We start from the raw sequence: 25,400 nt of genomic DNA, 5'->3' as shown, positions 1-25,400 counted from the left end.
AAATGAGATATTAGCGTAAGGATAAATGCCTATATTAAAGCTTAAAAATAAGGTGAGTATTTTCACCTTATTTTTATTGTAATTATAAAGATGCATTATTTACACTTTCATTGAGTATGAAAGTATCTTGTTTTAGTTTATCTTTTAATACGGTAACTTTTTCTGAATGATGAGCTGGGTTTTTAACTTGTGCTTGACCAGATAAAATCCCACCTTTTTTAATTGATAAACTGCTGTAATGGATCGTGCCGTGGATTTCTCCATTATTTTCAATACAAATAGTATCAGAGTGGCATTCACCTTCAATTCGCCCATTTACCACCAGTTCTTTGCAGGTGATATTTCCTGTCACTTGGCCGTTTAACATAACTTTAACCATATTATCTTTTCCAGTTATATTCCCAATGACTTTTCCGTAGATATGCACTTGCTCATTAGAGGTAATATTTCCTTCAAAAATAACGTCCCTAGAGATAATCGTATTCGATTTTTCTTCACTAATAGTTGGAGTTGATAGTGTGACTTGTTCTTCTATCTTTATGGTCACTTCAGGCTCACTACTTATCGAAGGGGGCGTTGCTGTAGGTGCGGGCTTGTTTTGTCTTTTGGTGAACATTTTACTTACCTTTTTTTGATTGAAGTATACGATCAAGAACAGTATTGATAATGCAAACGAAAATAAGGCGATAGTTAAATAGCTAAAAAACCACCCTATTAAAGTAAGAAACCAGAAGAAAAAACTTGTATTGAGAAAAAGATATGTTTTTTTCATCAGTTAATCTCTTACAAATTACTAAAGTACTCAATAAGTTTAGTCAATAAATGTAATTACACATTTAAATTGTACGTTAACGTTATGGCTACATTTGAATCATTAACTCTCTAATCTAGAGTTAAAATTATAGTAAGGTAATAAAATAATTTTATATAGTATGAAACACTAGAAATCATCTATAATATTATTTATATACTACTTTGATATGTAAGTGTAATTCTAGATAATAGAATATATTCATCGGTGAAATAATATAAAGGTTTTGATTTGAATTGCAACTATTATAGTTTCTAGGGGAAATTTTTACTAACTAAAAATTTTAGTGATAAATAGTTAAATTTAAGTTATTCACCAGAAATTATCACTAATCGATTGAAAAAATATCGATACTTAAAATAAAAAACCCTGATAAAGTTTATTATCAGGGTTTTGGTATTTTTAACCATTACGCTTTATCAACGATGGTTGAATACTATTACTCTTTTGCTTCGTGTGCGTCAGCATTATCACGGCAATCACCGTCTGCGCAATGACCATATAGATATAAACTATGGTTAGATAGTTTAATGCCATGGCGAGCAGCGATATTTTTTTGGCGAGTTTCAATGGATTCGTCAGTAAACTCAATCACTTTTCCACAATCTAAACAGATTAAATGGTCATGGTGATGTTGCTGAGTTAACTCGAATACAGATTTACCACCCTCGAAGTTGTGACGGGTTACGATACCAGCATCATCAAATTGGTTTAACACGCGGTATACGGTTGCTAACCCGATCTCTTCACCCATATCGATCAGCTTTTTATAGAGATCTTCCGCACTGACGTGGTGGCACTCAGGCTCTTGAAGTACTTCCAAAATTTTTAATCTTGGAAGAGTGACTTTGAGTCCAGCATTTTTCAATGCTTTATTGTTGTCTGTCATGCGGGTTTGTCCTGTATCTTAAATCATAAATTTAACAATAATGAGACATTTTTAACATCAATACAGTTGTCTTCTAAACTGATTTACAATTATAGGCATGGAAAATAAAAATAGAAACCATGCATTGTCTCATTATTTTGATAATCTCTTGAGAACCTATCCTATTAGGATACCTTATCGGTTATTTTAGTTCACACCACTGGTTTAGGTGATTCATTTTGTGCAAAACAGTGGTGCAATCTATGGGTAAGGGTTCTTTATATGTACTATTAGCCTAAAATTTCAGCTAAAGACATTTCTTCAGAGATTTGTTTTACCCATGCATCAACACGTTCATCTGTTAGCTCAGGTTGACGATCTTCATCAATAGCTAAACCAATAAAGTGGTTGTCATCTGCCATGCCTTTGGATACTTCAAAGTGATAACCTTCTGTTGGCCAATGGCCAACAATAACAGCACCACGAGGTTCGATAATATCGCGGATCGTACCCATAGCATCACAGAAATATTCAGCGTAGTCTTCTTGGTCTCCACAACCAAATAAGGCGACAAGTTTACCTTCGAAATCAATTTCTTCGAGAGTAGGGAAGAAATCATCCCAATCACATTGGGCTTCACCATAATACCAAGTTGGAATACCGAGAAGTAGAATGTCAAAAGCTTCAATATCTTCTTTGCTACATTTTGCGATATCGTGAACTTCTGCTACATCTTTGCCTAATCTTTCTTGGATCATTTTGGCAATATTTTCTGTGTTACCTGTGTCACTTCCGAAGAAAATGCCTATGACTGCCATAAAGTGATTAACCTCTTGTTTTTCTAAGAGAGCTAGAGGCGATAATTTGCCTTCTAGAGCCCATTTAGAACGAAAATAGATAGAATATTACGCCTTATTCTGGCGAAAAAATGTTGCTAAGTCTGTCAAATTTGTGTGATTTATCAAGATAACGTTATTTGAGTATTGATGTATCGACATGCTCAAGTTGTGACATTAAAATTTCTTCGATCAATTCACTACGGCTTATATTTTTATCTTCAGCTAACTGATTCAATACCGCGACAGCTTCTTCGTTCAGCTTCAATTCAACCCTGCGCAATCCCTTCACTTTATCTCGTTTCAGTTGGTTGCGTTTGTTGATCCTTAATTGTTCATCCCGTGATAGCGGGCTTGTTTTAGGTCGCCCAGGCCTTCGTTCCTCAGCGAACAAATCTAGCGTAGTTCGATCTGTTTGTTCTTTTGCCATGTTTATAACTGCTAAAAGGGTGTGCCAGTAATTCAGCGCGCCATGATACCCTAGCTAATTCCCTTGTGCTATAGCTTCATCTATGATGATTTGGTTTAATTGGTTGTAAAGTGAGCACTTTTAGTAAAAAAGCACCACTTGTTATAGGCGTGATGCTTTTTTATACGCGTTATTGTGTTTGTTGGTACCATAAATTGGCGTATAAGCCATTTGATTTGAGTAAGTTTTCATGTGAATTCATTTCGTGTACTTCTCCTTGGCAAATTACACATATCCTATCTGCGTGCATAATCGTATTTAACCGATGTGCAATACTAATAACGGTTCTTCCTTGAGTAATTAATGGCATATTTTCCATTATGGCGGCTTCTGACTCGTAATCGAGTGCGGAAGTAGCTTCATCGAGAATTAAAATATCGGGTTCGGTGAGCAAAGCACGCGCAAGTGCGATTCGTTGGCGTTGACCGCCTGAAAGGTTTAAGCCTTTTTCTGATAAGGGGTAACTAAAATTATCAGGTAATGACATTATAAAGTCATAAGCACCAGCCAATTTTGCTGCGTGAATAACTTGTTCATCAGTCGCTTGTGGATGACTTAATCGAATGTTATCAGCGATAGAGCCGACGAATAGGGTACTTTCTTGTAATACGACGCTCATTTTTCGGCGTAATGAAACGGTATCTGCAACCGCGAGATCCATACCATCAACAATAACTTGCCCGTGCTGTGGGACATAAAGTCGTTGTAATAATTTTGTTAGGGTACTTTTCCCGGAACCTGAGGGGCCGGTAATGCCAATAAATTCACCTGCATTAACCGTTAATGACAAATTATTGAGAACTTCGGGCGTATCAGGTTGATAACGAAAGCGAATATTTTGAAACTCGATTTTTCCGTGAATATTTGACGTATTTGCAATCCCCTTACGTTCATTTTCTACGGGCTCATCAAGAATATCTCCCACTCGACGTAATGAAATGATGGTGTGTTGGAAATCTTGCCAAACTTGGGCAAACCGCAACACAGGCTGTGTAACATGCGCACTTAGCATATTAAATGCCACTAATTCGCCAGGCGAAATCCCACCATTTAGCACCTCTTTGACACCAACCCACAAAAGGATTGCGGTAGTTATTTTGCTCACGAATGTCATTAATTGAGAGGCCACCTCACTGCGCATTGAAACTTTAAAGCTTTGAGTTAGCTGTTTACTAAATATTTTTTTCCAGCGTTGGTTAAAGTACTTTTCTGTTGCTGTCGTTTTTATGGTTTCAATCCCAGTAATACTTTCAGTAAGAAATGTGAGACCATTTTCATCGGCTTGATAGGATTTTTCAGTTTGCTGGCGAATAATTGGGCCTAGGATCATCCATAAAACAAAGAATACTCCCATCGAGCCTAATAAAATCCAAGTCATCAAACTACTGTAGGAAAATAAAACCGCGACAAAAAGAATGACAAAGATAAAGTCTATAAATAGCATCAGAGTTGAACCCGTTAAGAATTGCCTTATATGGGCTAATTCACGGATCCTTGCGATAATTTTACCGGTTGGTCTTAGCTTAAAATAATTTAGAGGTAAGGCCATTAAATGGCGATAAATTTTGCCTGATAATTCAGCGCTGATCTGGCTGCTACTATGACTAAAAATTTTATTACGAATAAAGCCATATATCGGCTCTGCAACAGCAATGGCAAAAATTGCCAATGCAATGACATGCAAATTTGAGAGACTGCGTCCAACTAACACTTTGTCGATTAAATTTTGAAATAATAAAGGGCTAATTAAGGCAAAAAGCTGAATAATAGCAGAGAGAATAAAAATATTTCGTAATTTAACGTGTTGGCGCAAAATAGAGGGAATAAACCAACTAAAGCCAAAGGCTTTTTTTTGCTCGGGCTCTAATTGTTCTTTAATGAGTAATACGTCAAATTCAGTTTCTGGAAGTACAGTCGAGCTATGAATGGGTTCCCGCTCGTCATTGGAGGGGTTTATGAGTACCAGTTCATTTTCTTGGCTAATAACTTGCCAAAAACCCGCTACATAGATTAAAGCAGGTAAAGGCAGCGTGCTTAATTGTGTATATTGCGCGGTAATAAGCTCGGTTTCATACCCTAATGTATGTGCGCATTCTCTAATTTCCCACTCAGTAGGGGATAAAGTTTGCATACCAATTGCATGCCTGAGTTGATCAGATGAAACATTGTTTTGGTAATATTTAGCCACCCAAACTAAAGCATCCAAGCCATAATTATTTAATTGTTCCATCGATTATTTCTCTCTCATCGCGTTTGAGGTGTATTCATTGATAGGGCTGAGCAAGTAATCAATAATGCGACGTTTATCCGTTTTTATTTCAGCTACAATGGATAAACCAGGAGTCAGTTCAATGGACTCACCATCGACGAGTAGTTCTTTTTGATTAAGACCGATTTGTCCTAAGAATACTAATCCAAGGTTTTCATCGAGAGTACTGTCACGAGATATGGAAATCACTTCACCTTCAACCGTGCCATAACGAGTGTAAGGGAAAGCATCTATTTTCACTTCTGCTCTCAACCCTTCATGGATGAACCCAATATCTTTGTTCAAGATTTTAATTTCAGCTAATTGAACATGATTATTAGGAACTACCGCCATTAACTGCTGTGCCGGTTGTAGCACAGCCCCTAAAGTATGTGTAGCAAGCTGCTGAATAGTGCCATCAACGGGAGCTCGTATAATCTCTAATTGATTCCTCTCTTTATTTTTTAATAATTCTTGTTCAAGAGAAACTCGCTTAAAGTCGGCTTGTTTGTATTTTTCATCCCACTCTTGGTTTTTTTGTGCTTTCATTCTGCCCATCTTTTCATTTAAGGCGTGATGCTGGCTTTTTAGAATTGATAACTCAGATAATTTGGTGACTTTTTCTTTTTTAGCGATTAATAGTTCCCGCTCTTGTTCTAAAAACTCTTTCTGGCTGATTAACTGCTTTTCTGTTAACGAATGGTGTGCATCAAGGCGCTTTTTGATGTTCACAATGAGGGAGTTGATGGTTAGTAATTCATCTTTTCTAGCTTGTTGATTAACAATATTTAATTGAATTTCATTGTTAAGTTCATTAATTAATGAATCAAATTCTATTTTTTGTGTTTGAAAGCTAGCCCGCGTATTGTTCTGTTCTGTTTCAGTTAATTGACTAAATAAAGGTAATTGTTCAAGGGGCTGTTGTGAAATCAATGATTGATAAATTAGTATTTCAGATACATGGAAGTTATGTTGATAATTTAAACTTAGGATATCTTGGTCAACGCCGAGCACATTGACAGTAATTAAAGGATCCCCTTGTTTTACTACTTGCCCATCAGTAACATGAATATGTTCTAAACGGCTTAATTCAAACGCTTGAATTAACTGTGTTCGTCCCGAAACAATCAGTTTCCCCTGAGTCGTTGCTTGAATATCCAATTTGCCAAAAAATGACCAAGTCACGGCAAGAAAAACGCCTATACCAATAGAAATAGCGACATATAGAGCCAAATAAGACGGTGGTGTCTTTAATATTGCCAAGTGTGAAGGCAAAAAGCTGTTATAACGGTTTTTATCTAATCGATGTTTCATTTTACGTCCATGTCTGATTTCAGAGACTGCTGTAGAGTCCACAAGTGTTTATAAAAATCACCTTGTTCAATAAGTTGCTGGTGGCTACCTTGCTCAATGATTTCCCCATTTTGCATCACAATGATCCGCTGGTGATGGCGAATGGTTGATAAGCGATGAGCAATTGTGATGATGGTTCTTCCTTTTGCAATAATATGCATATTTTCTTGAATAACGGCTTGGGACTCGTCATCTAACGCGCTAGTTGCCTCATCAAAAATAATCACTTTAGGGTTAGAGAGTAGTGTTCGAGCAATAGCAATGCGCTGGCGTTGACCGCCAGAAAGGGATGTTCCTCCCTCGGCAAGAACGGTGTCGTAACCTTTGGGTAATTTCAAAATAAAATCGTGTGCTCCTGCCATTTTGGCCGCATGAACGACTTCCTCCATGGAAGCATCCGGTGAGGTTTGAGCGATATTGTGAAAAACGGATTGGCTGAATAAAAAATTCTCTTGCAGCACAATGCCAATTTGTTGACGAAGGGAGTGTAAGTTAATCGCGGATATGGGCGTGTTATCCACAAAAATGGCGCCACTCTCTGGGGTATAGAGCCGTAGTAACAATTTAGCAAGGGTACTTTTACCTGACCCGGACGTACCGACAATGCCAATGGTTTCTCCCGCTTTAATATTTAAATTAAAGTTTTTTAGAACAAACGGCATGTTTGGTTGGTAACGGAACGAGATATTTTTTAAATTTAAATGCCCTTGAAGGGGCAATTTATTTTCTTGCTGAGATTGTTCGATAGGTAAGTTGATAATTTGGGAGAGTTTTTCGATAGCGACACGGGTTCGAATGTAGTCCCCCCATAGTTTAGTGAGTTTGATGAGAGGCTGATTAGCGTGGCTAACCATCATGTGAAAGGCAATAAGCTGGCCAATCGTCATTTGCAATGCTAAAACTTCAGAGGCACCAACCCACAAAACAATCGCACTGGTGATTTTTTCAATAGCCATCACCAAATGTTCAGAACGCGAGCTTATTTGCCCTGATACAAAGTTAGTTTGGCTCATATCAGAGGTTTGACCGTCCCAGCGACGAGTAAAATTTGGTTCTACGGATAAGCTTTTCGCGGTTTCGATTCCATTAATACTTTCAGTCAAAAAAGAGGTATTGATGGCGATGTTGGTAAACTGTTGTTGTGCTGCGGATTCAATTTTAGGCGTTAACCACCAAGCTAATAAAAGATAAAATGGAATAGAACACAGAAATATTATTGTGAGTGTTGCGGAGATTAAATTCATCACAAAAATAAATACAAATAAAAATAATACATCTACACATAGAGTGAAAAAACTACTGGTTAAAAATTCACGAATAGTTTCGAGCTCTTTCACTCGGGTGACAATTGCGCCTATTTGCCTACTTTTAAAAAAGGGAATAGGTAGTCTAAGTAAATGATTAACCAGTTTTAAGCCAAGTGTCATATCAATACGGTTAACTGTATGATGATAAATGTACTCACGTAACCCTTTTAGCGTCACTTCTATTAGTGCTGCTATCATTAACCCAAAAATTAAAACATCCAAGGTGACTAAGCTATTGTGAACGAGCACCTTATCCATAATAACTTGCATAACTATAGGGGATACTAATGCGAGGATTTGCAATATAAATGAAAAGAATAGAACCCACAAAATAATGGATTTATATTTCATAAATTCAACTTGGAACCAAGTGATGTCAAATTGCCCCTGTTTAAGGCTTACCTGTAACCAATGGCCACTCCATTGTTGATTCAGTTCTTCAATACTCCATATTTCTGGAGGGGTATTTCCAAATTGCTGAACGAGCACTTGCTCTTGGTTGCGGTTAGCTAATAGAAAGGCTTCTCCTTTGACATTATATAAAATAGCAGGGCAAACTATTTTAGTTAGATTTTTATTTTTCTGATGTTTATTCCTACAGCGAATGGAGTACTTTGATTTAATAATGTTAAGTTTTTCATTGTAACCAATAGGTTTATTGAGTGTTTGTTCTAGTTCTTTAGGGTTTATTCCCCCTGACAACTTAGCAATAACACTAATAAAGTATAATGTCGATTCTAATTTGAGACTATCCATTTTCTATATTAATAAATTCCTTAAGTTATTTTAATTTTAAAATTAAATTGTGCATTAATAAAATATACAGTAGATAACAATAAAATAGGGTGGAATTTGGATAATACAGGGTTTGTAATTCGCTGTGTATTGAAGTTAGTCTTATTATGTAGTTAATAAAGAAATTATATTTAACTACAAATATATTTAAAGATATTGAAAAGTTATATGTCTTTTCAATATCTATATTTAAATGTAATTAATTATTCGGGGATAGATAAAAAACGATGGATAGCTCTTAAAACATGGTCTGGTTTTTCTGCATGAACCCAGTGCCCTGTATCAGCGACAACCCACGCTTTGGCTTGCGGAAATTGTTGTGCGATTTGTTCTTTATATTCAGCTTGCACATAGGGGGAGTTTCCTCCGGGGATTAACAACACGGGTTTGTCCCAAGCAGGTACTGTTTCCCAACCAATAATACTTTCATAATTAGCTTTGAGAGCGGGTAAATTAAATTTCCACTCACCTTGTTTAAACGACTTAAGCAGAAATTGGATTACGCCATCCTCATTAATGTAATCATGCATAATCACGGTAGCTTCTTGGCGAGTTTTCGCATTTTTTGCTGTGGCCGCATCAAGAGCTGCAAATATTTTATCATGACGACGGACTTGGTAAGCGACGGGCGCCATATCAATCGCAACGATGCTATCAATAAAATTAGGGGCTATTGCGGTTGCTGCCATGGCAATTTTCCCCCCCATTGAGTGGCCAATTAAAATAGCATTTTCGTAACCTAAAGATTTTACTAATGTAATAACATCTTGAGCCATTTGCTGGTAACTCATTTGCTCATCACGAAATGAGTCACCATGATTACGAACATCAATTTGAATCGTATCGAAATATTGTTGTAAATTACGCCCTAAAACACCTAAGTTGTTGAGGTCACCAAATAGCCCATGGATGAGTACTACTGGGCTATTTGAGATTGGATTTTCAGGTTTATGAATAGTATGGTTAAGTAATACAGTCATATTTGTTTGATCAATTCGTCAGCGGTACATGTGGTCTTATCATGTCACGGCTCTGAGTAAAATCCAAATGGTCAAATAAACTGCAATCTTGGTTGAGGTAAGTTAATGAGGCGATAACTAAGAGGATCATCGCCAGTAAATTTCAGAAAATTGAATTTGGCTACGGAGGTAAAATACTGAAAGTAATGGCATGATAACCTACTGAATTATCTTCGAACTTAGAATAATGTTTACTTTAAGTTATTGAAATTTTAATTGTTTTGTTTTTTTTAAATCTGTCTTATAATCACACCGCAAATTTTAGTTAAATAAGTACTGGGAAAAAATGAAAACAATAGACGTTGATGAAGAGCTTTACCGCTATATTGCGAGCCATACACAGCATATCGGTGAAAGTGCATCGGATATTTTGCGCCGTATGTTAAATTTCAAATCCGGGCAGCCAGTACAAGCAAAAGAAATGAGTCAGGAACATGCTGTTATTAAGGCTGAACCTGCGACGAGTATACCTGCTGTTGCATTAAATCCTGTTAGGGTCATTAGAGAGCTCCTGTTATCTGACGCTTATGCAGAAAAAAATAAAGCGATTGACCGCTTTATGTTGATTTTATCTACTTTATATAGTTTAGATGCGAATCGTTTTGCGAGTGCAACAGAGTTAATGCATGGTCGAACTCGTATTTATTTTGCTGGCGATGAGCAAACATTACTTGCAGCCGGTAAACAATCTAAGCCTCGCCATATTCCTGGGACACCGTATTGGGTGATCACAAATACGAATACGAATCGTAAACGTAGTATGGTTGATGCGATTATGCAGGAAATGCAATTTCCAACCAATGTGATTGAAAAAGTTTGTAATACTATTTAAAAACTGAAAGGCCACTGATGTTGATAACAAAGCATCAGTGCTTTGGGAGAAAACAAGTGACAATACATGAACGTGCAGGGCAGCTTCCGTTTCAAAGTGACTTGATCAATGTCGCTCAATTAACCGCTCAATATTATACGCAGCAACCACAACCTGGAAATGCATCTCAAGCTGTTAAGTTTGGAACATCAGGGCATCGTGGTAGCTCATTGCGTAAAAACTTTAATGAAAACCACATATTAGCTATTGCACAAGCGATAGCTGATTTACGCAAAAAGCAAGGCGTAACAGGCCCTTGTTTTGTGGGGAAAGACACCCATGCGTTATCAGAAGCGGCATTTATCACTGTGGTTGAAGTCTTAGCGGCAAATCAAGTTCATGTTATTGTTCAGGAAAATAATGGATTTACCCCAACGCCTGCTGTCTCTCATGCCATTTTAAGTTATAACCAATCACATCAAGATGTTGCGGATGGTATTGTTATTACACCATCACATAACCCACCTGAAGATGGCGGTATTAAATATAATCCTGCGAATGGTGGGCCGGCAGATACCGATTTAACGTCTGTCATTGAGAAAAATGCTAACCAATTGCTAGCCAATAACCTTGAAGGAATTAAAAGAACCAACTTTGATAGTGCGATGGCGAGTGAGTACGTCATTCAGAAAGATTTGGTTATGCCTTATGTCTCTGCATTAGGTGAAGTTGTTGATATGCAAGCAATTGCTAAGTCTGGTTTAAAAATTGGCGTTGACCCTCTAGGCGGCTCTGGTATTGAGTACTGGAAAAAAATTGCTGAATATTATCAATTAGATATTGAAATCGTAAATGACCAATTAGACCAAACATTCCGTTTTATGCCTTTAGACCATGATGGTGTCATCCGTATGGACTGCTCATCAAGTTGGGCAATGGCGGGTTTGCTTGGGATGAAAGAAAAATTTGATTTAGCTTTCGCTAATGACCCTGACTATGACCGTCATGGCATTGTCACCCCCGATGGTTTAATGAACCCAAATCACTATCTTGCTGTGGCAATCGACTACCTATTCCAACACCGCCCTCAGTGGGGAAAAAATGTTGCGGTAGGGAAAACCCTTGTCTCAAGTGCGATGATTGACCGTGTTGTTAACGATATAGGGCGTGAATTAGTTGAAGTACCAGTAGGGTTCAAATGGTTTGTTGATGGGTTATTCAGCGGCCAGCTAGGTTTTGGCGGTGAGGAAAGTGCTGGGGCATCATTTTTGAAATTCGATGGCACACCTTGGTCAACAGACAAAGACGGTATCATTCTTTGCTTACTCGCTGCAGAAATTACGGCGGTTACCGGTGAAAACCCGCAGCAACGTTATAATAACCTTGCTAAGAAATTTGGCGCACCGATTTACAACCGTATTCAAGCGAAAGCGACTCACGAGGAAAAAGCGAAGCTAAGTAAATTATCACCGGAAATGGTTGCAGCAGATACATTGGCTGGAGATAAAATTACACAGCGTTTAACTGCTGCCCCTGGTAATAATGCACCAATTGGCGGTTTAAAAATCATGACTGATTATGGCTGGTTCGCAGCAAGACCATCAGGCACGGAAGAAGCGTATAAAATTTATTGTGAAAGCTTCCGCGGAGAAGAGCATTTACGCCAAATAGAAAAAGAAGCGATTGAGATCGTAAGCAAAGTTATTCGCTAATTTTTTAATTTTTTAATTTTTTATAAAAGACATTTCAATGAATATCCCGAAACACAGCGCAATGATGTAATTCGGGATATTATCGCTTATTTATTGTTAATTTCTCCATAAAATTGTGCTTGTCGAGAGTGTGACAAGATTAACAAAATTCTTTTTTCCATTATCAAAAAATAACCCCCCTTTCATTTTTGGGCTTGCCGACAATAACCGTTGCAGCTAAAGGCTTGGAGTGGTACAACTTTAAGTATCTGAGTGAATTTTATTAACCATAATTGAAGATGGATAGGGTGAGGTCAATGAGTCAGGTTTATAATTTCAGTGCAGGCCCAGCTATGCTACCTGTTGAAGTCATGCGTCGTGCTGAACAAGAGTTTTGTAATTGGAAGGGGTTAGGCGTTTCTGTTATGGAAGTTAGCCATCGCGGAAAAGACTTTATCGAAGTGGCAACAGAAGCAGAACAAAATTTACGTGATCTGTTAAACATCCCTGATAACTATAAAGTTTTATTTTGTCACGGTGGGGCTCGAGCCCATTTTGCTACGTTACCGATGAATTTATTAGGTGATAAAACGACCGCTGATTATATTGTGAGTGGCTATTGGTCAGAGTCAGCAGCAAAAGAAGCTGAAAAATACTGCACACCTAATGTAATTCAAATTACTGAAGAAAAAGACGGTGTTGTGAGTTTAAAACCCATGAAAGAATGGCCATTAAGTGATGATGCCGCTTATGTCCACTATTGCCCAAATGAAACCATTGGTGGCTTAGCTATTCATGAAGAACCTGACTTCCCTGAAGATAAAATTATTGTTGCCGACTATTCCTCTTCTATCTTATCTAAACCGATTGATGTAAGTCGTTATGGTGTCATTTATGCGGGAGCTCAAAAAAATATTGGGCCAGCTGGATTAACTATCGTTATTATCCGAGAAGACCTGCTCGGTAAAGCTTCGCCTCAGACTCCATCTGTATTTGATTACACGGTATTGGCAAAACACGATTCAATGTTTAATACCCCACCGACCTTTGCTTGGTATCTTGCGGGGATGGTCTTCAAATGGTTAAAAGAACAAGGTGGTTTGCAAGAAATGGCTAAGCGTAATTATGAAAAATCACAATTACTCTACAATGCAATTGATGATAGCCAGTTCTACATTAACCGTGTTGCGGTTGAAAACCGTTCTTGGATGAATGTACCGTTCCAAATGCAAAACCCGGCTCTTGATGCGAAATTTATTGATGGAGCCAAAGAGCAAGGCTTACTTTCTCTAAAAGGCCATAAAGTGGCTGGTGGTATGCGTGCGTCAATCTATAATGCGATGCCATTAGCGGGTGTACAGGCTTTGGTTGATTTTATGGCTGATTTCGAACGTCATAACGCTCAATAATGAGATTTGCCGACTGAAATAGGATGTTCAGTCGGTTATTTGTGCTCTTTACATTTGACTTAAAAGAAAATAGAGCCAGATTTTATTTACTTGCAAAACTTCACTGGAGAAACTGCTTTTTATGCAATCCCTGACATTACAACCTATCTCTTCAATTAACGGCACAATTAATTTGCCAGGGTCAAAAAGTGTCTCAAACCGCGCACTATTATTAGCAGCGATGGCTAAAGGAACGACCACACTCACTAACTTATTGGACAGTGATGATATTCGCCATATGCTGAATGCATTAACCCAGTTAGGCGTTAGCTACCAACTATCGGAAGATAAAACACGTTGTCGTGTGGAAGGTTTAGGCGGAAACTTATCTCATCCAAATGCTCTAGAGATATTTTTAGGCAATGCCGGAACGGCAATGCGCCCACTGGCTGCTGCATTATCACTAAGTCACAATAATATTATTTTAACGGGTGAGCCTCGCATGAAAGAGCGCCCAATTGGGCATTTGGTCGATGCATTAAGGGAAGGTGGCGCAGAAATTGAATATTTAGAGCAGGAAAACTACCCGCCACTACGATTGAAAGGTGGTTTTATCGGTGGTCAAATTTCAGTCGATGGGTCTGTTTCCAGCCAGTTTTTAACTGCATTGTTAATGGCGGCTCCGCGTGCAGAGCAAGATACAACAATTACAATTATTGGCGAGCTAGTCTCTAAACCTTATATTGATATCACGTTAGCATTAATGAAAACATTTGGTGTTAATGTCGAAAATCATCAATATGAACATTTCGTTATCAAAGGGCAGCAACAATACCAATCACCAGGTGAATATTTAGTAGAAGGTGATGCTTCATCAGCGTCTTATTTCCTCGCTGCGGCTGCCATTAAGGGAGGCGTAGTGCGTGTAACAGGAATTGGGCGTAATAGTTTGCAAGGGGATACTAAATTTGCCAACGTATTAGAAAAAATGGGCGCGACTATTCGTTGGGGTGATGACTACGTTGAGTGTGAACGCGGAACGTTGACAGGTATTGATATGGACATGAATGCGATCCCTGATGCTGCAATGACTATTGGAACGGTTGCTCTGTTTGCTGAAGGCGAAACGGTTATTCGTAATATTTATAACTGGCGAGTAAAAGAGACTGACCGGTTATATGCGATGGCGACAGAGTTACGAAAAGTTGGCGCTGAAGTGGAAGAAGGACATGATTATATTCGTGTCGTTCCACCGAAAAAATTACAGCATGCTGAAATTGAAACTTATAACGACCATCGTATTGCAATGTGTTTTTCGTTAGTTGCATTATCAGATACGCCAGTAACAATTTTGGATCCCGGCTGCACTGCAAAAACTTTTCCTGATTACTTCGAACAGTTGGCACGTTTAAGTCATTAATCTATTGGTTGGGTTGATATTATTTTCTTTGATATCAACCTGATTTTTACGATCCAAACATCAATTTTCTCTTATTTTTTAGCAATCATCAGAACCTGCTTATTTCACAAATCTACTGAATTGGTATAATACCTTCACAGATTTTAATTGCGGGTAGCTAGGCTATTTGCAGAAAAGGAGATTTTTATATGGTGGCGATAGCCCCTGTAATCACCGTTGATGGACCAAGCGGAGCAGGTAAAGGTACACTTTGCCAAGCATTAGCAAACGAATTTGGATGGCAGCTTTTAGACTCTGGCGCAATTTATCGTGTATTAGCGTTAGCTGCGTTACATCACCATGTTGATATCCAATCCGAAGATGCGTTAGTTCCTTTGGCTGCAAATTTAGATGTGAAATTTGTTCCTGAAGATAATGTACTGAAAGTCATTCTGGAAGGGGAAGATGTTTCGAATCAAATTAGAACCGAAACAGTAGGGAATACAGCATCCCAAACAGCAACTTTTCCTCGCGTACGTGAAGCCTTACTTCGACGTCAACGTGCATTTAGAACGCTACCTGGACTTATTGCCGATGGCCGTGATATGGGAACGGTGGTTTTCCCCGATGCTCCAGTAAAAATTTTTCTTGATGCGTCAGCTGAAGAACGTGCTCATCGGCGGATGAAGCAGTTGCAAGAAAAAGGTTTTGATGTTAATTTTGAACGTCTTTTAAGCGAAATTGAAGAGCGAGATTTTCGTGATCGTAATCGCTCTGTTGCACCTCTTATTGCCGCGAAAGACGCATTAGTGCTGGATTCCACAAGTATGTCTATTGAGGAAGTTATTGAAAAAGCACACACCTATGCAAAAAAAATTCTACAATTATCGTGATAATAGGCTTTATTTTAGCTTATAATTAGATAATATACGCAGTTACCGCTATGTGATTATATTATTAGCATAGCATCAACCTTGCGACATGGAATGTTGTGGGGTATGTGAAACAACCCCATTTGGCGGGAAGCTAAGTGGACGTTAATTTAAAACTCTTGAAGATCATTAATATGACTGAATCTTTTGCTCAACTCTTTGAAGAATCCCTGCAGAATATTGAAACTCGTCCTGGTTCTATCGTCCGTGGTACTGTTGTTGCCATCGATAAAGACGTAGTCCTTGTTGACGCAGGTCTTAAATCAGAATCTGCTATCCCAGTAGAACAGTTCAAAAATGCTCAGGGTGAGCTAGAAATCCAAGTTGGCGACGAAATCGATGTAGCTCTGGATGCAGTAGAAGATGGTTTCGGTGAAACTATCCTGTCTCGTGAGAAAGCTAAACGTCATGAAGCATGGCTGATGCTGGAAAAAGCTTACGAAGAAGCTGAAACTGTAACTGGTGTTATCAACGGTAAAGTTAAAGGTGGTTTCACTGTTGAGCTGAACGGTATTCGTGCGTTCTTACCAGGTTCACTGGTTGATGTACGTCCAGTTCGTGATACTACTCACTTGGAAGGCAAAGAGCTTGAGTTCAAAGTAATCAAGCTGGATCAGAAACGCAACAACGTTGTTGTTTCTCGTCGTGCTGTAATTGAATCTGAAAGCAGCGCTGAGCGCGATCAACTGCTGGAAAATCTGCAAGAAGGCATGGAAGTTAAAGGTATCGTTAAGAACCTTACTGACTACGGTGCATTCGTTGATCTGGGCGGTGTTGACGGCCTGCTGCATATCACTGACATGGCTTGGAAACGTGTTAAACACCCAAGCGAAATCGTCAACGTTGGTGATGAAATCAATGTTAAAGTTCTGAAATTCGACCGTGAGCGCACTCGTGTTTCTCTGGGTCTGAAACAACTGGGCGAAGATCCTTGGGTCGCAATCGCTAAACGTTACCCAGAAGGTACTAAACTGACTGGTCGCGTTACTAACCTGACTGACTACGGCTGCTTCGTAGAAATCGAAGAAGGCGTTGAAGGTTTAGTTCACGTTTCAGAAATGGATTGGACTAACAAAAACATCCACCCATCTAAAGTTGTTAACGTTGGTGATGTTGTTGAAGTTATGGTTCTGGATATCGATGAAGAACGTCGTCGTATCTCTCTGGGCCTGAAACAGTGCAAATCTAACCCATGGCAGCAATTTGCAGAAACTCACAACAAAGGCGACCGCGTTGAAGGTAAAATCAAGTCTATCACTGACTTCGGTATCTTCATCGGTCTGGACGGCGGCATCGATGGCCTGGTTCACCTGTCTGACATCTCCTGGAACGTTGCAGGCGAAGAAGCAGTTCGTGAATACAAAAAAGGTGATGAAATCGCAGCTGTTGTTCTGCAAGTCGACGCAGAGCGTGAGCGTATTTCTTTAGGTGTTAAACAGTTAGCTGAAGATCCATTCAATAACTATTTAGCAGCAACTAAGAAAGGCGCAATCGTAACTGGTAAAGTAATCGCAGTTGATGCTAAAGGTGCAACTGTTGAGCTGACACTGGGCGTTGAAGGTTACCTGCGTGCATCAGAAGCTTCACGTGACCGTGTTGAAGATGCAACACTGGTTCTGAACGTTGGTGATGATGTTGAAGCTAAATACACTGGTGTTGATCGTAAAAACCGTGTAATCAACCTGTCTGTTCGCGCTAAAGACGAAGCTGATGAGAAAGACGCTGTCGCAGCTGTGAACAAACAAGAAGATACAGCATTCGGCAACAATGCTATGGCTGAAGCTTTCAAAGCAGCTAAAGGCGAATAATTAAGTGGGGGCAACAGTAGCGTTGCCCCTTTGTAACGGTAGTTTAGGGAGGTACTATGACCAAGTCTGAATTAATTGAAAGACTGGCTAGCCAGCAGTCTCATCTTTCAGCAAAAACCGTTGAGGAAGCTGTAAAGGAAATTCTTGAGCATATGGCGGATACGTTAGCTAACGGTGAGCGTATTGAAGTCCGTGGTTTCGGCAGTTTTTCTCTTCACTACCGTGCTCCACGCGTTGGCCGTAACCCAAAAACTGGTGATAAAGTGGAACTAGAAGGTAAATATGTTCCTCATTTTAAACCAGGTAAAGAATTACGTGATCGTGTAAATATTTACGGCCAATAATCAGGCTGTAGATCTTAATTATTACATCAAAACAGTGCTTGTATTTTATACGGCACTGTTTTTTATATCTAGCTAACACCAACACCAACACCAACACCAACACCAACACCAACACCAACACCAACACCAACACCAACACCAACACCAACACCAACACCAACACCGCTTCTATACTTTTAAAGCCTATAAAAATAATAAAATAAATCCAAAAGCAGCTTTAGAGATATATACGTGTCTTGCGAAGCTACTCGCAAACTAATATGTATATTTTTATCAGTAAAAAACATATTGGGAAGCGCTACGAAAAATAAAACAAAGAGACTTAAAAAATTCATAGGAATAAATAAACTAAAGCAAATAAACGCTATGTAGGGATACAAAAGTTGATAAAAAATATCATCTACATAATAAGATGGCTAAATAATTCAATCAAAAAATGTAATTTAATCTTTAATGGGAAATTGTCTGTTTCGATGACAATGGCTTCTATTGCTTTGATTTTAGGTACATTACCACTTTTATTTATACCTAAAATTTTAATGCTGAGTGAATTATTATTTGTTTCTTTGTTTGTATCGGTATTAATAATATTCTTTATATTTGGTAAATCATGCAAGTTTTTAGCACTAATTATTATGTTTTTTCTATGGGCTAATTGGCATGGAATTAACATCATTAATCATATTAATTATCTATCTAAAAAAAATAACGATATTGATGTGGTTATTGTTGGTATTCCTTTGAATAGCAAAGAGCAAAAAATCAAAGTACGTATTGATAAAATTAACAATCGCATTGTTTTTCCTCCGTTATATGCTACATGGAAAACAAAGAAAACTGTTTGCGCAGGGCAGTCTTGGCGGATCAATGGCAAAATAAAGCCATTGCACAGTTCACTAAATGAAGGCGGGTTTAATCTACAACGTTATTATTTAGCTAATAGGGTTATAGGGGGGGTGAAAAGCCAAAAAATAGAACCATTAGAAATGGCGTGTTCTGTAAGGCAAAAAATTATTTATAACTATATGGAGCTAATTAGCTCATTATCTAATAAAGGAATTATTTATGGGTTAATGTTTGGCGATAGAAATTTACTGCCTACAGATCAAACCTATTTACTGCAGAAAACAGGTTTGACACATTTAATGGCTATCTCGGGTTTACATATTGGTTTAGCCTACTTGTTTGGTTTTCTTATTGCTCGAGGAATTCAATATTTTTTACCAATAAAATATATTAGTGAAATACTTCCAGTAGTAATAGGTATGGTGCTAGCTATTTTTTATGCATGGATCTCGGGGTTTGCTATCCCTGCAACACGGGCACTGTTTGCCTTACTATTATGGGTATATATTAGAAATAAGCCTGCAAGGCATTTTGCTTGGCAATGGGCGCTTTGGAGCATAGCGGGAATATTACTATTTGACCCATTGGCTATTTTGTCAGATAGTTTTTGGTTATCTAGCTTCGCTGTACTAGCCATCCTCTATTGGTTATCAATATTTCCATTAGCCTACCATTTAGCTAGAGGGATAAAAGGTAAAATTATAGGGTTAGCACATTTGCAAATAGGCTTGCTCATCTTACTAATTCCAATGCAACTTATTATATTTAATGGTATTAACATAATGGGGTTAGTGGCCAATATTTGGTTTGTTCCGTTAATTTCTTGGTGTGTTGTCCCTGCTATTTTGATCGTATTTTTAGTGCCAATAGAGGTAGTTCAGCGCTCTTTTCTATATGCGATAGATAGGGTGATAGATTTAGGGTTAAAGCCATTACCTTATTTCAGTACTTTTTGGTCAGAGTTCATTAATGTACCTTATTATTTATTCTTAATATGTTGGCTAAGCATCATTGTCATCTTATTTAAGTGGTACAAACGTTACTTTGGGCTTATTGGGTGTGTGGTTATCTCAATCTTTCTAGAAAGGGGAAGTGGTAAACAACTCAAAGAAGGCTGGAAAATGACGGTATTAGATATCGGGCACGGTTTAGCTGTTGTGATAGAGCAAAATGACTTGGCATTTCTCTATGATACTGGAAATACTTGGAAAGAAGGGAGTAATGCACAGCGTCAAATTGTTCCTTTTCTTAAATATCATGATATAACCCCTATTGGCTTAATTTTAAGCCATAATCATTTAGACCATACAGGGGGAGTGAATTATTTAATTCAACAATACCCATGGTTAAGTGTAAGAAGTAGTTTTGGGCCACAGGATACTTTGGCATACAAGAAAAAAAGTAATAATATTAATAATATAAGAAAGATGAAGCACCTTCCCTGTTTTAAAGGTCAAAAATGGCAGTGGGGAATATTAACTTTTGAAGTATTATGGCCTGAAAAGTTAGCACCAATATCGCATAATGATGATTCTTGTGTCATTCAATTGACGGATGGGTTTCATAAAATTTTATTAACAGGAGATATCGAAAAACAAGGGGAAAAATCACTTGTCGCAATGTACAAGAACCGGTTACGTTCGAATCTTCTTTTCGCCCCTCATCATGGAAGCAGCACTTCATCAACTGATTTATTGTTAAGAAATGTTCAACCTTCAATGGTAGTCGTCTCATCTGCAAGGTACAGTGCATGGAAAATTCCGTCGCCAAAAGTCTATTTTAGATATAAAAATAGTAATATTAAGTGGTTAAATACAGCAGAAGATGGTCAGTTAACTATATGGTTTAAAAGGGGAAATGTCCAAGCTTCGCGTTATCGCTATGAAATTCAGCCCCGCTGGTATCATCTGTGGTTTGGCTTACCGCTATTTCCCGAGTAGAATAGTGCGCTTACATTAAGTCTGGTAATTAAAAGTATGAATGATAAAGACCTTTCGACAAAACAAACTTTTCGTCGCTTGTGGCCGATAATTGCGCCTTTTAAAGCGGGTTTAATCGTTGCAGCAATAGCACTTATCATAAACGCAGCGGGTGACGCATTTATGATTTCTTTATTAAAACCTTTATTGGATGAAGGCTTTGATAAAGCAGATAATGACGTTTTAAAATGGCTTCCGCTTGCGGTGTTAGGGTTAATGGTTGTTCGTGGTGGGTCTAGCTTTGTTTCAACCTATTGTGTTTCATGGGTTGCAGGTAAAGTCGTGATGAACATGCGACGTAAACTGTTTGGCCATATGATGGGAATGCCCGTTAGTTTTTTTGACCAACAATCCACAGGAACACTGTTATCTAGAATTACTTATGATTCAGAACAAGTTGCATCTTCTTCTTCTGGGGCATTAATTACAATTATTCGTGAAAGTGCTTATATCATCGGGTTATTTGCGATGATGTTCTATTATAGCTGGCAGCTTTCTCTTATTTTAATCGTGATCGCCCCTGTTGTATCAGTCACTATTCGTATCGTTTCTAAGCGTTTTCGTAAGATTAGTAAAAACATGCAAACGGGTATGGGGCATGTGACGGCAAGTGCTGAACAGATGCTTAAGGGTCATAAAGAAGTGTTAATTTTTGGTGGTCAGAAAGTTGAAACTGAACGTTTTAATAAAGTCAGTAACAACATGCGCCGTCAAAATATGAAAATGGTAACCGCTTCAGCAATCTCAGACCCTATTGTTCAGTTAATTGCATCATTTGCATTAGCATTTGTTCTTTATGCTGCGAGCTTTCCCGAAATTCGCGATGAATTAACATCAGGAACAATTGCAGTTGTTTTCTCATCAATGTTTGCCTTGATGCGTCCATTAAAATCATTAACTAACGTTAACTCACAATTCCAACGTGGTATGGCGGCTTGCCAAACGTTATTTGCAATCTTAGATTCGGAACAAGAAAAAGATAACGGAACTAAAGTACTTAAAGAGGTTAAAGGGGATATTAAATTTGAACATGTCACCTTTACCTATGCAACCAAAGAACATCCTGCGTTAGATGATGTATCGTTTATTTTGCCTGCAGGGAAATCAGTTGCTCTAGTTGGGCGATCAGGCTCAGGTAAGTCCACTATTGCAAATTTGATTACACGTTTTTATGACATTGATGAAGGCTCTATTCAAATTGATGGTCATGATATCCGTGAATACACATTATCCTCATTACGTAGCCAAGTCGCGTTAGTTTCTCAACATGTTTATTTATTTAACGATACGATAGCGAATAATATTGCTTATGCAACAGACGGTAGCTACAGCCGCGAACAAATAGAGAAAGCAGCAGAAATGGCCTATGCAATGGATTTCATTGTTAAACTTGAGAAAGGCCTAGATACAGTTATTGGCGAAAATGGTGTGATGCTTTCTGGCGGACAACGTCAAAGAATAGCGATTGCTCGAGCGCTGCTACGCGACGCCCCAATTCTTATTCTTGATGAGGCAACATCTGCACTAGATACAGAGTCTGAGCGTGCTATTCAAGCGGCTCTTGATGAGTTACAGAAAAATAGAACATCCTTGGTCATTGCTCATCGGTTATCGACGATAGAAAATGCGGATGAAATATTAGTTGTACAAGATGGCCGGATCATTGAGCGTGGTGACCATAAATCGCTATTAGCTCAAGATGGCGCATATTCACAGTTACATAGTATTCAGTTTAAACAATGATAGAACGTATTTGGTCTGGTAAATCATGGCTGTATCTTTTATTACTGCCGTTGTCTTTCCTTTATGGATTGGTAACGGTAATTAGGGATATAGTTTATAAAATCGGGCTGAAACGTTCATGGAAAGCGCCAATTCCAGTGGTAGTGGTGGGAAACCTGACAGCGGGGGGGAATGGTAAAACCCCTGTTGTTATCTGGTTGGTGGAATCACTCACCAAAGAAGGCTACCGCGTGGGGGTTGTTTCTCGAGGGTATGGCGGTAAAGCTGAAAAGTACCCGTTGATACTCGATGAAACGACCACAACTGAAGTTGCAGGGGATGAACCTGTATTAATTTTTCATCGTACTAAATCCCCTGTAGCCGTTGCACCCAAGCGCAGTGATGCAGTTAAAGCCTTACTAGAAAAGTTTCCACTAGATGTAATTATTACTGATGATGGGTTGCAACACTATGCATTGCAACGTGACTACGAAATAGTCGTAATTGATGGTCAACGTCGTTTTGGTAATGGGTGGTGGTTACCCGCAGGGCCTATGCGCGAAAGAGCTGGGCGTTTGAAGAGTGTTAACGCTGTCATTGTTAACGGTGGTGAAGCTCAAAAAAATGAGGCTTTAATGGCCCTTGAAGGCGATGTTGCTTGTAACCTTGTTAGTGGTGAAAAACGAGCGGTTACACAATTGCCTGCAGTTATCGCAATGGCAGGTATTGGTCATCCTCCTCGTTTTTTTGCCTCATTAGAAAATAAAGGGGTCGAGGTCATTAGTACCCATGCTTTTGCTGATCACCAGTCATATGAATTAAAACAGCTTTCACGGTTAGTTAAAAATGAGCAAAACTTATTGATGACCGAAAAAGATGCTGTAAAGTGCCGTGCTTTTGCACAACCCAATTGGTGGTTCCTTCCAGTCCAAGCGCATTTACAAGCTCCTGACGCTGAAAAAATCTTAAGCGGAATAAAAAAACTTATCACAAATAACAAAAAAACTTGTCTATAACGTTCCTCTGTGATAATAATATCGCCAATGTGATATAGATCCACTTATTATGTATCTAGATGCAATACATTAATAATTGGATTTTATACTAGCTTAAATTTTACGCTCCGTTCTTTAGTTAGTCTTCATATCCTCGCATAATCTATATTGTAAAGTCGCTGTCATCGTGTTTTGTCATCATAATGTCAAAATAGACTGTTAACTTCGCAGTAGATTTGCGGTGTCTGAAATTTACATACATGAGCGTTATAAAATATGCACAATGATTTGTGCGCATGAATTGGTAAAGTTTAATTACTCTTTGATATATTAATAGATCAGCAGTTTATAAATGGGAAGCAAGAAAGAGTAATGATACAAAGATAAAAAATATTGTTCTCAGAACAAAAGGAGTTTTAATATGAATTTTCAATTACATATGGGTCGAGTTAAATGGTTTGATGCAAAAGAAGGTTACGGTTTTATTTCCCCATTCAATGGTGGTGATGATGTATTTGTGACAACAAAGTCAATTGCTAATAAAAAAATCAAATCATTATTCGAAGGTCAAAACGTTGAGTTCTCTGTTACTCGTAATTCGAATGGCATAACGGCAGCTGACGTTATTGCTTATTAAATAATAAACAGAACAATTTCTCCTGCTTTTATCCTCTCATCTCACGCAGGAGATCTTATTCAGGAAGATTAAAGTTAACGGTGATATCTGCATGTGATATCCTGACTCCAAGTGAGTTAAAATCCATTCAGGAGAAAACATGGATCACCGTTTACTTGAAATCGTTGCCTGTCCTGTATGCCACGGCAAATTAAGTTATAACAAAGAAAACCTCGAACTTATTTGTAAGTTTGATCATCTAGCCTATCCCATTCGTGATGGCATCCCTGTATTGCTAGAAAATGAAGCCCGCCCTGTTTCATTAGATGAAGGCCAGTAATCATCATGTTTACGGTTATTATTCCTGCTCGTTATGCATCAACACGTCTACCCGGTAAACCTTTGGCTGATATCCATGGCAAGCCAATGGTTGTTCGAGTGATGGAGCAAGCTATTAAGTCGGGGGCTAGCCGGGTGATAGTTGCGACAGATCACTCTGATGTTGCTAAAGCGGTGATTGAAGCAGGCGGTGAAGCCTGTATGACAGACCCAAATCATCAGTCTGGAACAGAAAGGTTGGCTGAAGTTATTGATACATACGCTTTTTCTGACAATGAAATTATCGTAAATGTGCAAGGTGATGAACCTTTAATTCCACCTGAGATTATAAGCCAAGTGGCTCATAACCTTCAGGGGAGCAAAGCTGAAATGGGGACACTGGCTGTGCCCATTAATGATGCTCATGAAGCGTTTAATCCAAATGCAGTCAAGGTTGTTACTGACCACGAAGGTTATGCACTGTATTTTTCTCGGGCAACGATTCCTTGGGATAGAGACAACTTTGCGAAAAGCCAAGACACAATAGGTGATACCTTTTTACGCCATATTGGTATATATGCTTATCGCGCAGGGTTTATTCGTCGTTATATTAAGTGGGAAGCGAGTCCATTAGAAAAAATCGAAATGCTAGAGCAACTTAGGGTGCTTTGGTACGGAGAAAAAATTCATGTGGATGTTGCGAAAACCACGCCAGGCGCTGGTGTTGATACCCCTGAAGATCTTGAACTCGTTAGAAAGCAATTTATTCAGTAGTCAGTATTTTCTTAATAGCCAAAATGGCCAATATACGATTTAGCTAAACGAAAGGTGTAATCTCAATAGGT

The 25,400-nt window shown here is 38.5% G+C and carries 21 protein-coding genes; 13 read left to right on the top strand and 8 right to left on the bottom strand.

Annotated elements, in window-relative coordinates; all coding sequences use genetic code 11:
- Positions 1-82 precede the first annotated feature (82 nt).
- The 8 genes from PR809_RS01905 to ybfF all read right to left on the bottom strand — a co-directional run bounded on the left by PR809_RS01905 (position 83) and on the right by ybfF (position 9,667).
- Positions 83-616, bottom strand: a complete 534-nt coding sequence (locus tag PR809_RS01905) for a bactofilin family protein (protein ID WP_232368197.1) — start codon at positions 614-616, stop codon at positions 83-85.
- A gap of 634 nt (positions 617-1,250) precedes the next feature.
- A complete protein-coding gene (gene fur, locus PR809_RS01900) occupies positions 1,251-1,700 on the bottom strand; it encodes a ferric iron uptake transcriptional regulator (RefSeq protein WP_004256285.1) in 450 nt (149 codons plus the stop codon).
- 269 nt (positions 1,701-1,969) lie between these two features.
- Complete coding sequence (gene fldA, locus PR809_RS01895) at positions 1,970-2,497, bottom strand: flavodoxin FldA (protein WP_004256261.1); 528 nt, start codon at positions 2,495-2,497, stop codon at positions 1,970-1,972.
- A gap of 154 nt (positions 2,498-2,651) precedes the next feature.
- A complete protein-coding gene (ybfE, locus tag PR809_RS01890; RefSeq protein WP_102138471.1) occupies positions 2,652-2,945 on the bottom strand; it encodes a LexA regulated protein in 294 nt (97 codons plus the stop codon).
- Between the two features lie 169 nt (positions 2,946-3,114).
- On the bottom strand, positions 3,115-5,214 hold the full coding sequence (locus PR809_RS01885; RefSeq protein WP_272524431.1) for a type I secretion system permease/ATPase: 2,100 nt from the start codon (positions 5,212-5,214) through the stop codon (positions 3,115-3,117).
- Between the two features lie 3 nt (positions 5,215-5,217).
- Positions 5,218-6,546, bottom strand: coding sequence for an HlyD family type I secretion periplasmic adaptor subunit (locus tag PR809_RS01880; RefSeq protein WP_166185618.1), 1,329 nt, complete (start codon positions 6,544-6,546; stop codon positions 5,218-5,220).
- A complete protein-coding gene (locus PR809_RS01875) occupies positions 6,543-8,648 on the bottom strand; it encodes a peptidase domain-containing ABC transporter (RefSeq protein WP_206276692.1) in 2,106 nt (701 codons plus the stop codon). Before PR809_RS01875 ends, PR809_RS01880 begins: the two co-directional genes overlap by 4 nt.
- 242 nt (positions 8,649-8,890) lie before the next feature.
- Positions 8,891-9,667: an esterase gene (gene ybfF, locus PR809_RS01870; RefSeq protein ID WP_166185614.1), complete on the bottom strand. Its 777-nt coding sequence runs from the start codon at positions 9,665-9,667 to the stop codon at positions 8,891-8,893.
- A 325-nt stretch (positions 9,668-9,992) separates the two neighbouring features.
- On the opposite strand from ybfF, the gene seqA reads away from it, so the two are divergent.
- The 13 genes from seqA (at position 9,993) to kdsB (ending at position 25,329) form a co-directional block, all read left to right on the top strand.
- Positions 9,993-10,538, top strand: coding sequence for a replication initiation negative regulator SeqA (gene seqA / locus PR809_RS01865; RefSeq protein WP_102138476.1), 546 nt, complete (start codon positions 9,993-9,995; stop codon positions 10,536-10,538).
- A gap of 56 nt (positions 10,539-10,594) precedes the next feature.
- Complete coding sequence (gene pgm / locus PR809_RS01860; RefSeq protein WP_102138477.1) at positions 10,595-12,229, top strand: phosphoglucomutase (alpha-D-glucose-1,6-bisphosphate-dependent); 1,635 nt, start codon at positions 10,595-10,597, stop codon at positions 12,227-12,229.
- A gap of 296 nt (positions 12,230-12,525) precedes the next feature.
- Entirely contained in the window at positions 12,526-13,617 is a 1,092-nt protein-coding gene (gene serC, locus PR809_RS01855) for a 3-phosphoserine/phosphohydroxythreonine transaminase (protein ID WP_102138478.1), read from the top strand.
- 121 nt (positions 13,618-13,738) lie between these two features.
- Positions 13,739-15,016 (top strand): 3-phosphoshikimate 1-carboxyvinyltransferase, encoded by a 1,278-nt coding sequence (gene aroA / locus PR809_RS01850; protein ID WP_195698462.1) that lies wholly within the window; start codon positions 13,739-13,741, stop codon positions 15,014-15,016.
- A 188-nt stretch (positions 15,017-15,204) separates the two neighbouring features.
- Positions 15,205-15,888, top strand: coding sequence for a (d)CMP kinase (gene cmk / locus PR809_RS01845; protein WP_102138480.1), 684 nt, complete (start codon positions 15,205-15,207; stop codon positions 15,886-15,888).
- Positions 15,889-16,061: 173 nt separating this feature from the next.
- Complete coding sequence (gene rpsA, locus PR809_RS01840) at positions 16,062-17,735, top strand: 30S ribosomal protein S1 (protein ID WP_004909559.1); 1,674 nt, start codon at positions 16,062-16,064, stop codon at positions 17,733-17,735.
- Positions 17,736-17,791: 56 nt separating this feature from the next.
- The gene (ihfB, locus tag PR809_RS01835) at positions 17,792-18,079 is read left to right on the top strand and encodes an integration host factor subunit beta (RefSeq protein ID WP_004256221.1); all 288 of its coding nucleotides are present in this window, start codon (positions 17,792-17,794) and stop codon (positions 18,077-18,079) included.
- 383 nt (positions 18,080-18,462) lie between these two features.
- The gene (locus PR809_RS01830) at positions 18,463-20,865 is read left to right on the top strand and encodes a DNA internalization-related competence protein ComEC/Rec2 (RefSeq protein ID WP_241098759.1); all 2,403 of its coding nucleotides are present in this window, start codon (positions 18,463-18,465) and stop codon (positions 20,863-20,865) included.
- A gap of 36 nt (positions 20,866-20,901) precedes the next feature.
- A complete protein-coding gene (gene msbA / locus PR809_RS01825) occupies positions 20,902-22,647 on the top strand; it encodes a lipid A ABC transporter ATP-binding protein/permease MsbA (RefSeq protein WP_166268065.1) in 1,746 nt (581 codons plus the stop codon).
- On the top strand, positions 22,644-23,642 hold the full coding sequence (gene lpxK / locus PR809_RS01820) for a tetraacyldisaccharide 4'-kinase (protein ID WP_206276791.1): 999 nt from the start codon (positions 22,644-22,646) through the stop codon (positions 23,640-23,642). The genes msbA and lpxK overlap by 4 nt, the downstream gene beginning before the upstream one ends.
- 400 nt (positions 23,643-24,042) lie before the next feature.
- The gene (locus tag PR809_RS01815; RefSeq protein ID WP_102138484.1) at positions 24,043-24,258 is read left to right on the top strand and encodes a cold-shock protein; all 216 of its coding nucleotides are present in this window, start codon (positions 24,043-24,045) and stop codon (positions 24,256-24,258) included.
- 139 nt (positions 24,259-24,397) lie between these two features.
- Positions 24,398-24,577, top strand: coding sequence for a Trm112 family protein (locus PR809_RS01810; protein WP_004256203.1), 180 nt, complete (start codon positions 24,398-24,400; stop codon positions 24,575-24,577).
- 5 nt (positions 24,578-24,582) lie between these two features.
- Entirely contained in the window at positions 24,583-25,329 is a 747-nt protein-coding gene (gene kdsB, locus PR809_RS01805) for a 3-deoxy-manno-octulosonate cytidylyltransferase (protein WP_102138485.1), read from the top strand.
- Positions 25,330-25,400: the final 71 nt, after the last annotated feature.

This window comes from Providencia sp. PROV201, assembly GCF_028479545.1.
GTDB lineage: Bacteria > Pseudomonadota > Gammaproteobacteria > Enterobacterales > Enterobacteriaceae > Providencia > Providencia huaxiensis.
Note: the sequence above shows the minus strand (reverse complement) of the source record. Positions and strands in the feature narration are given on the sequence as shown.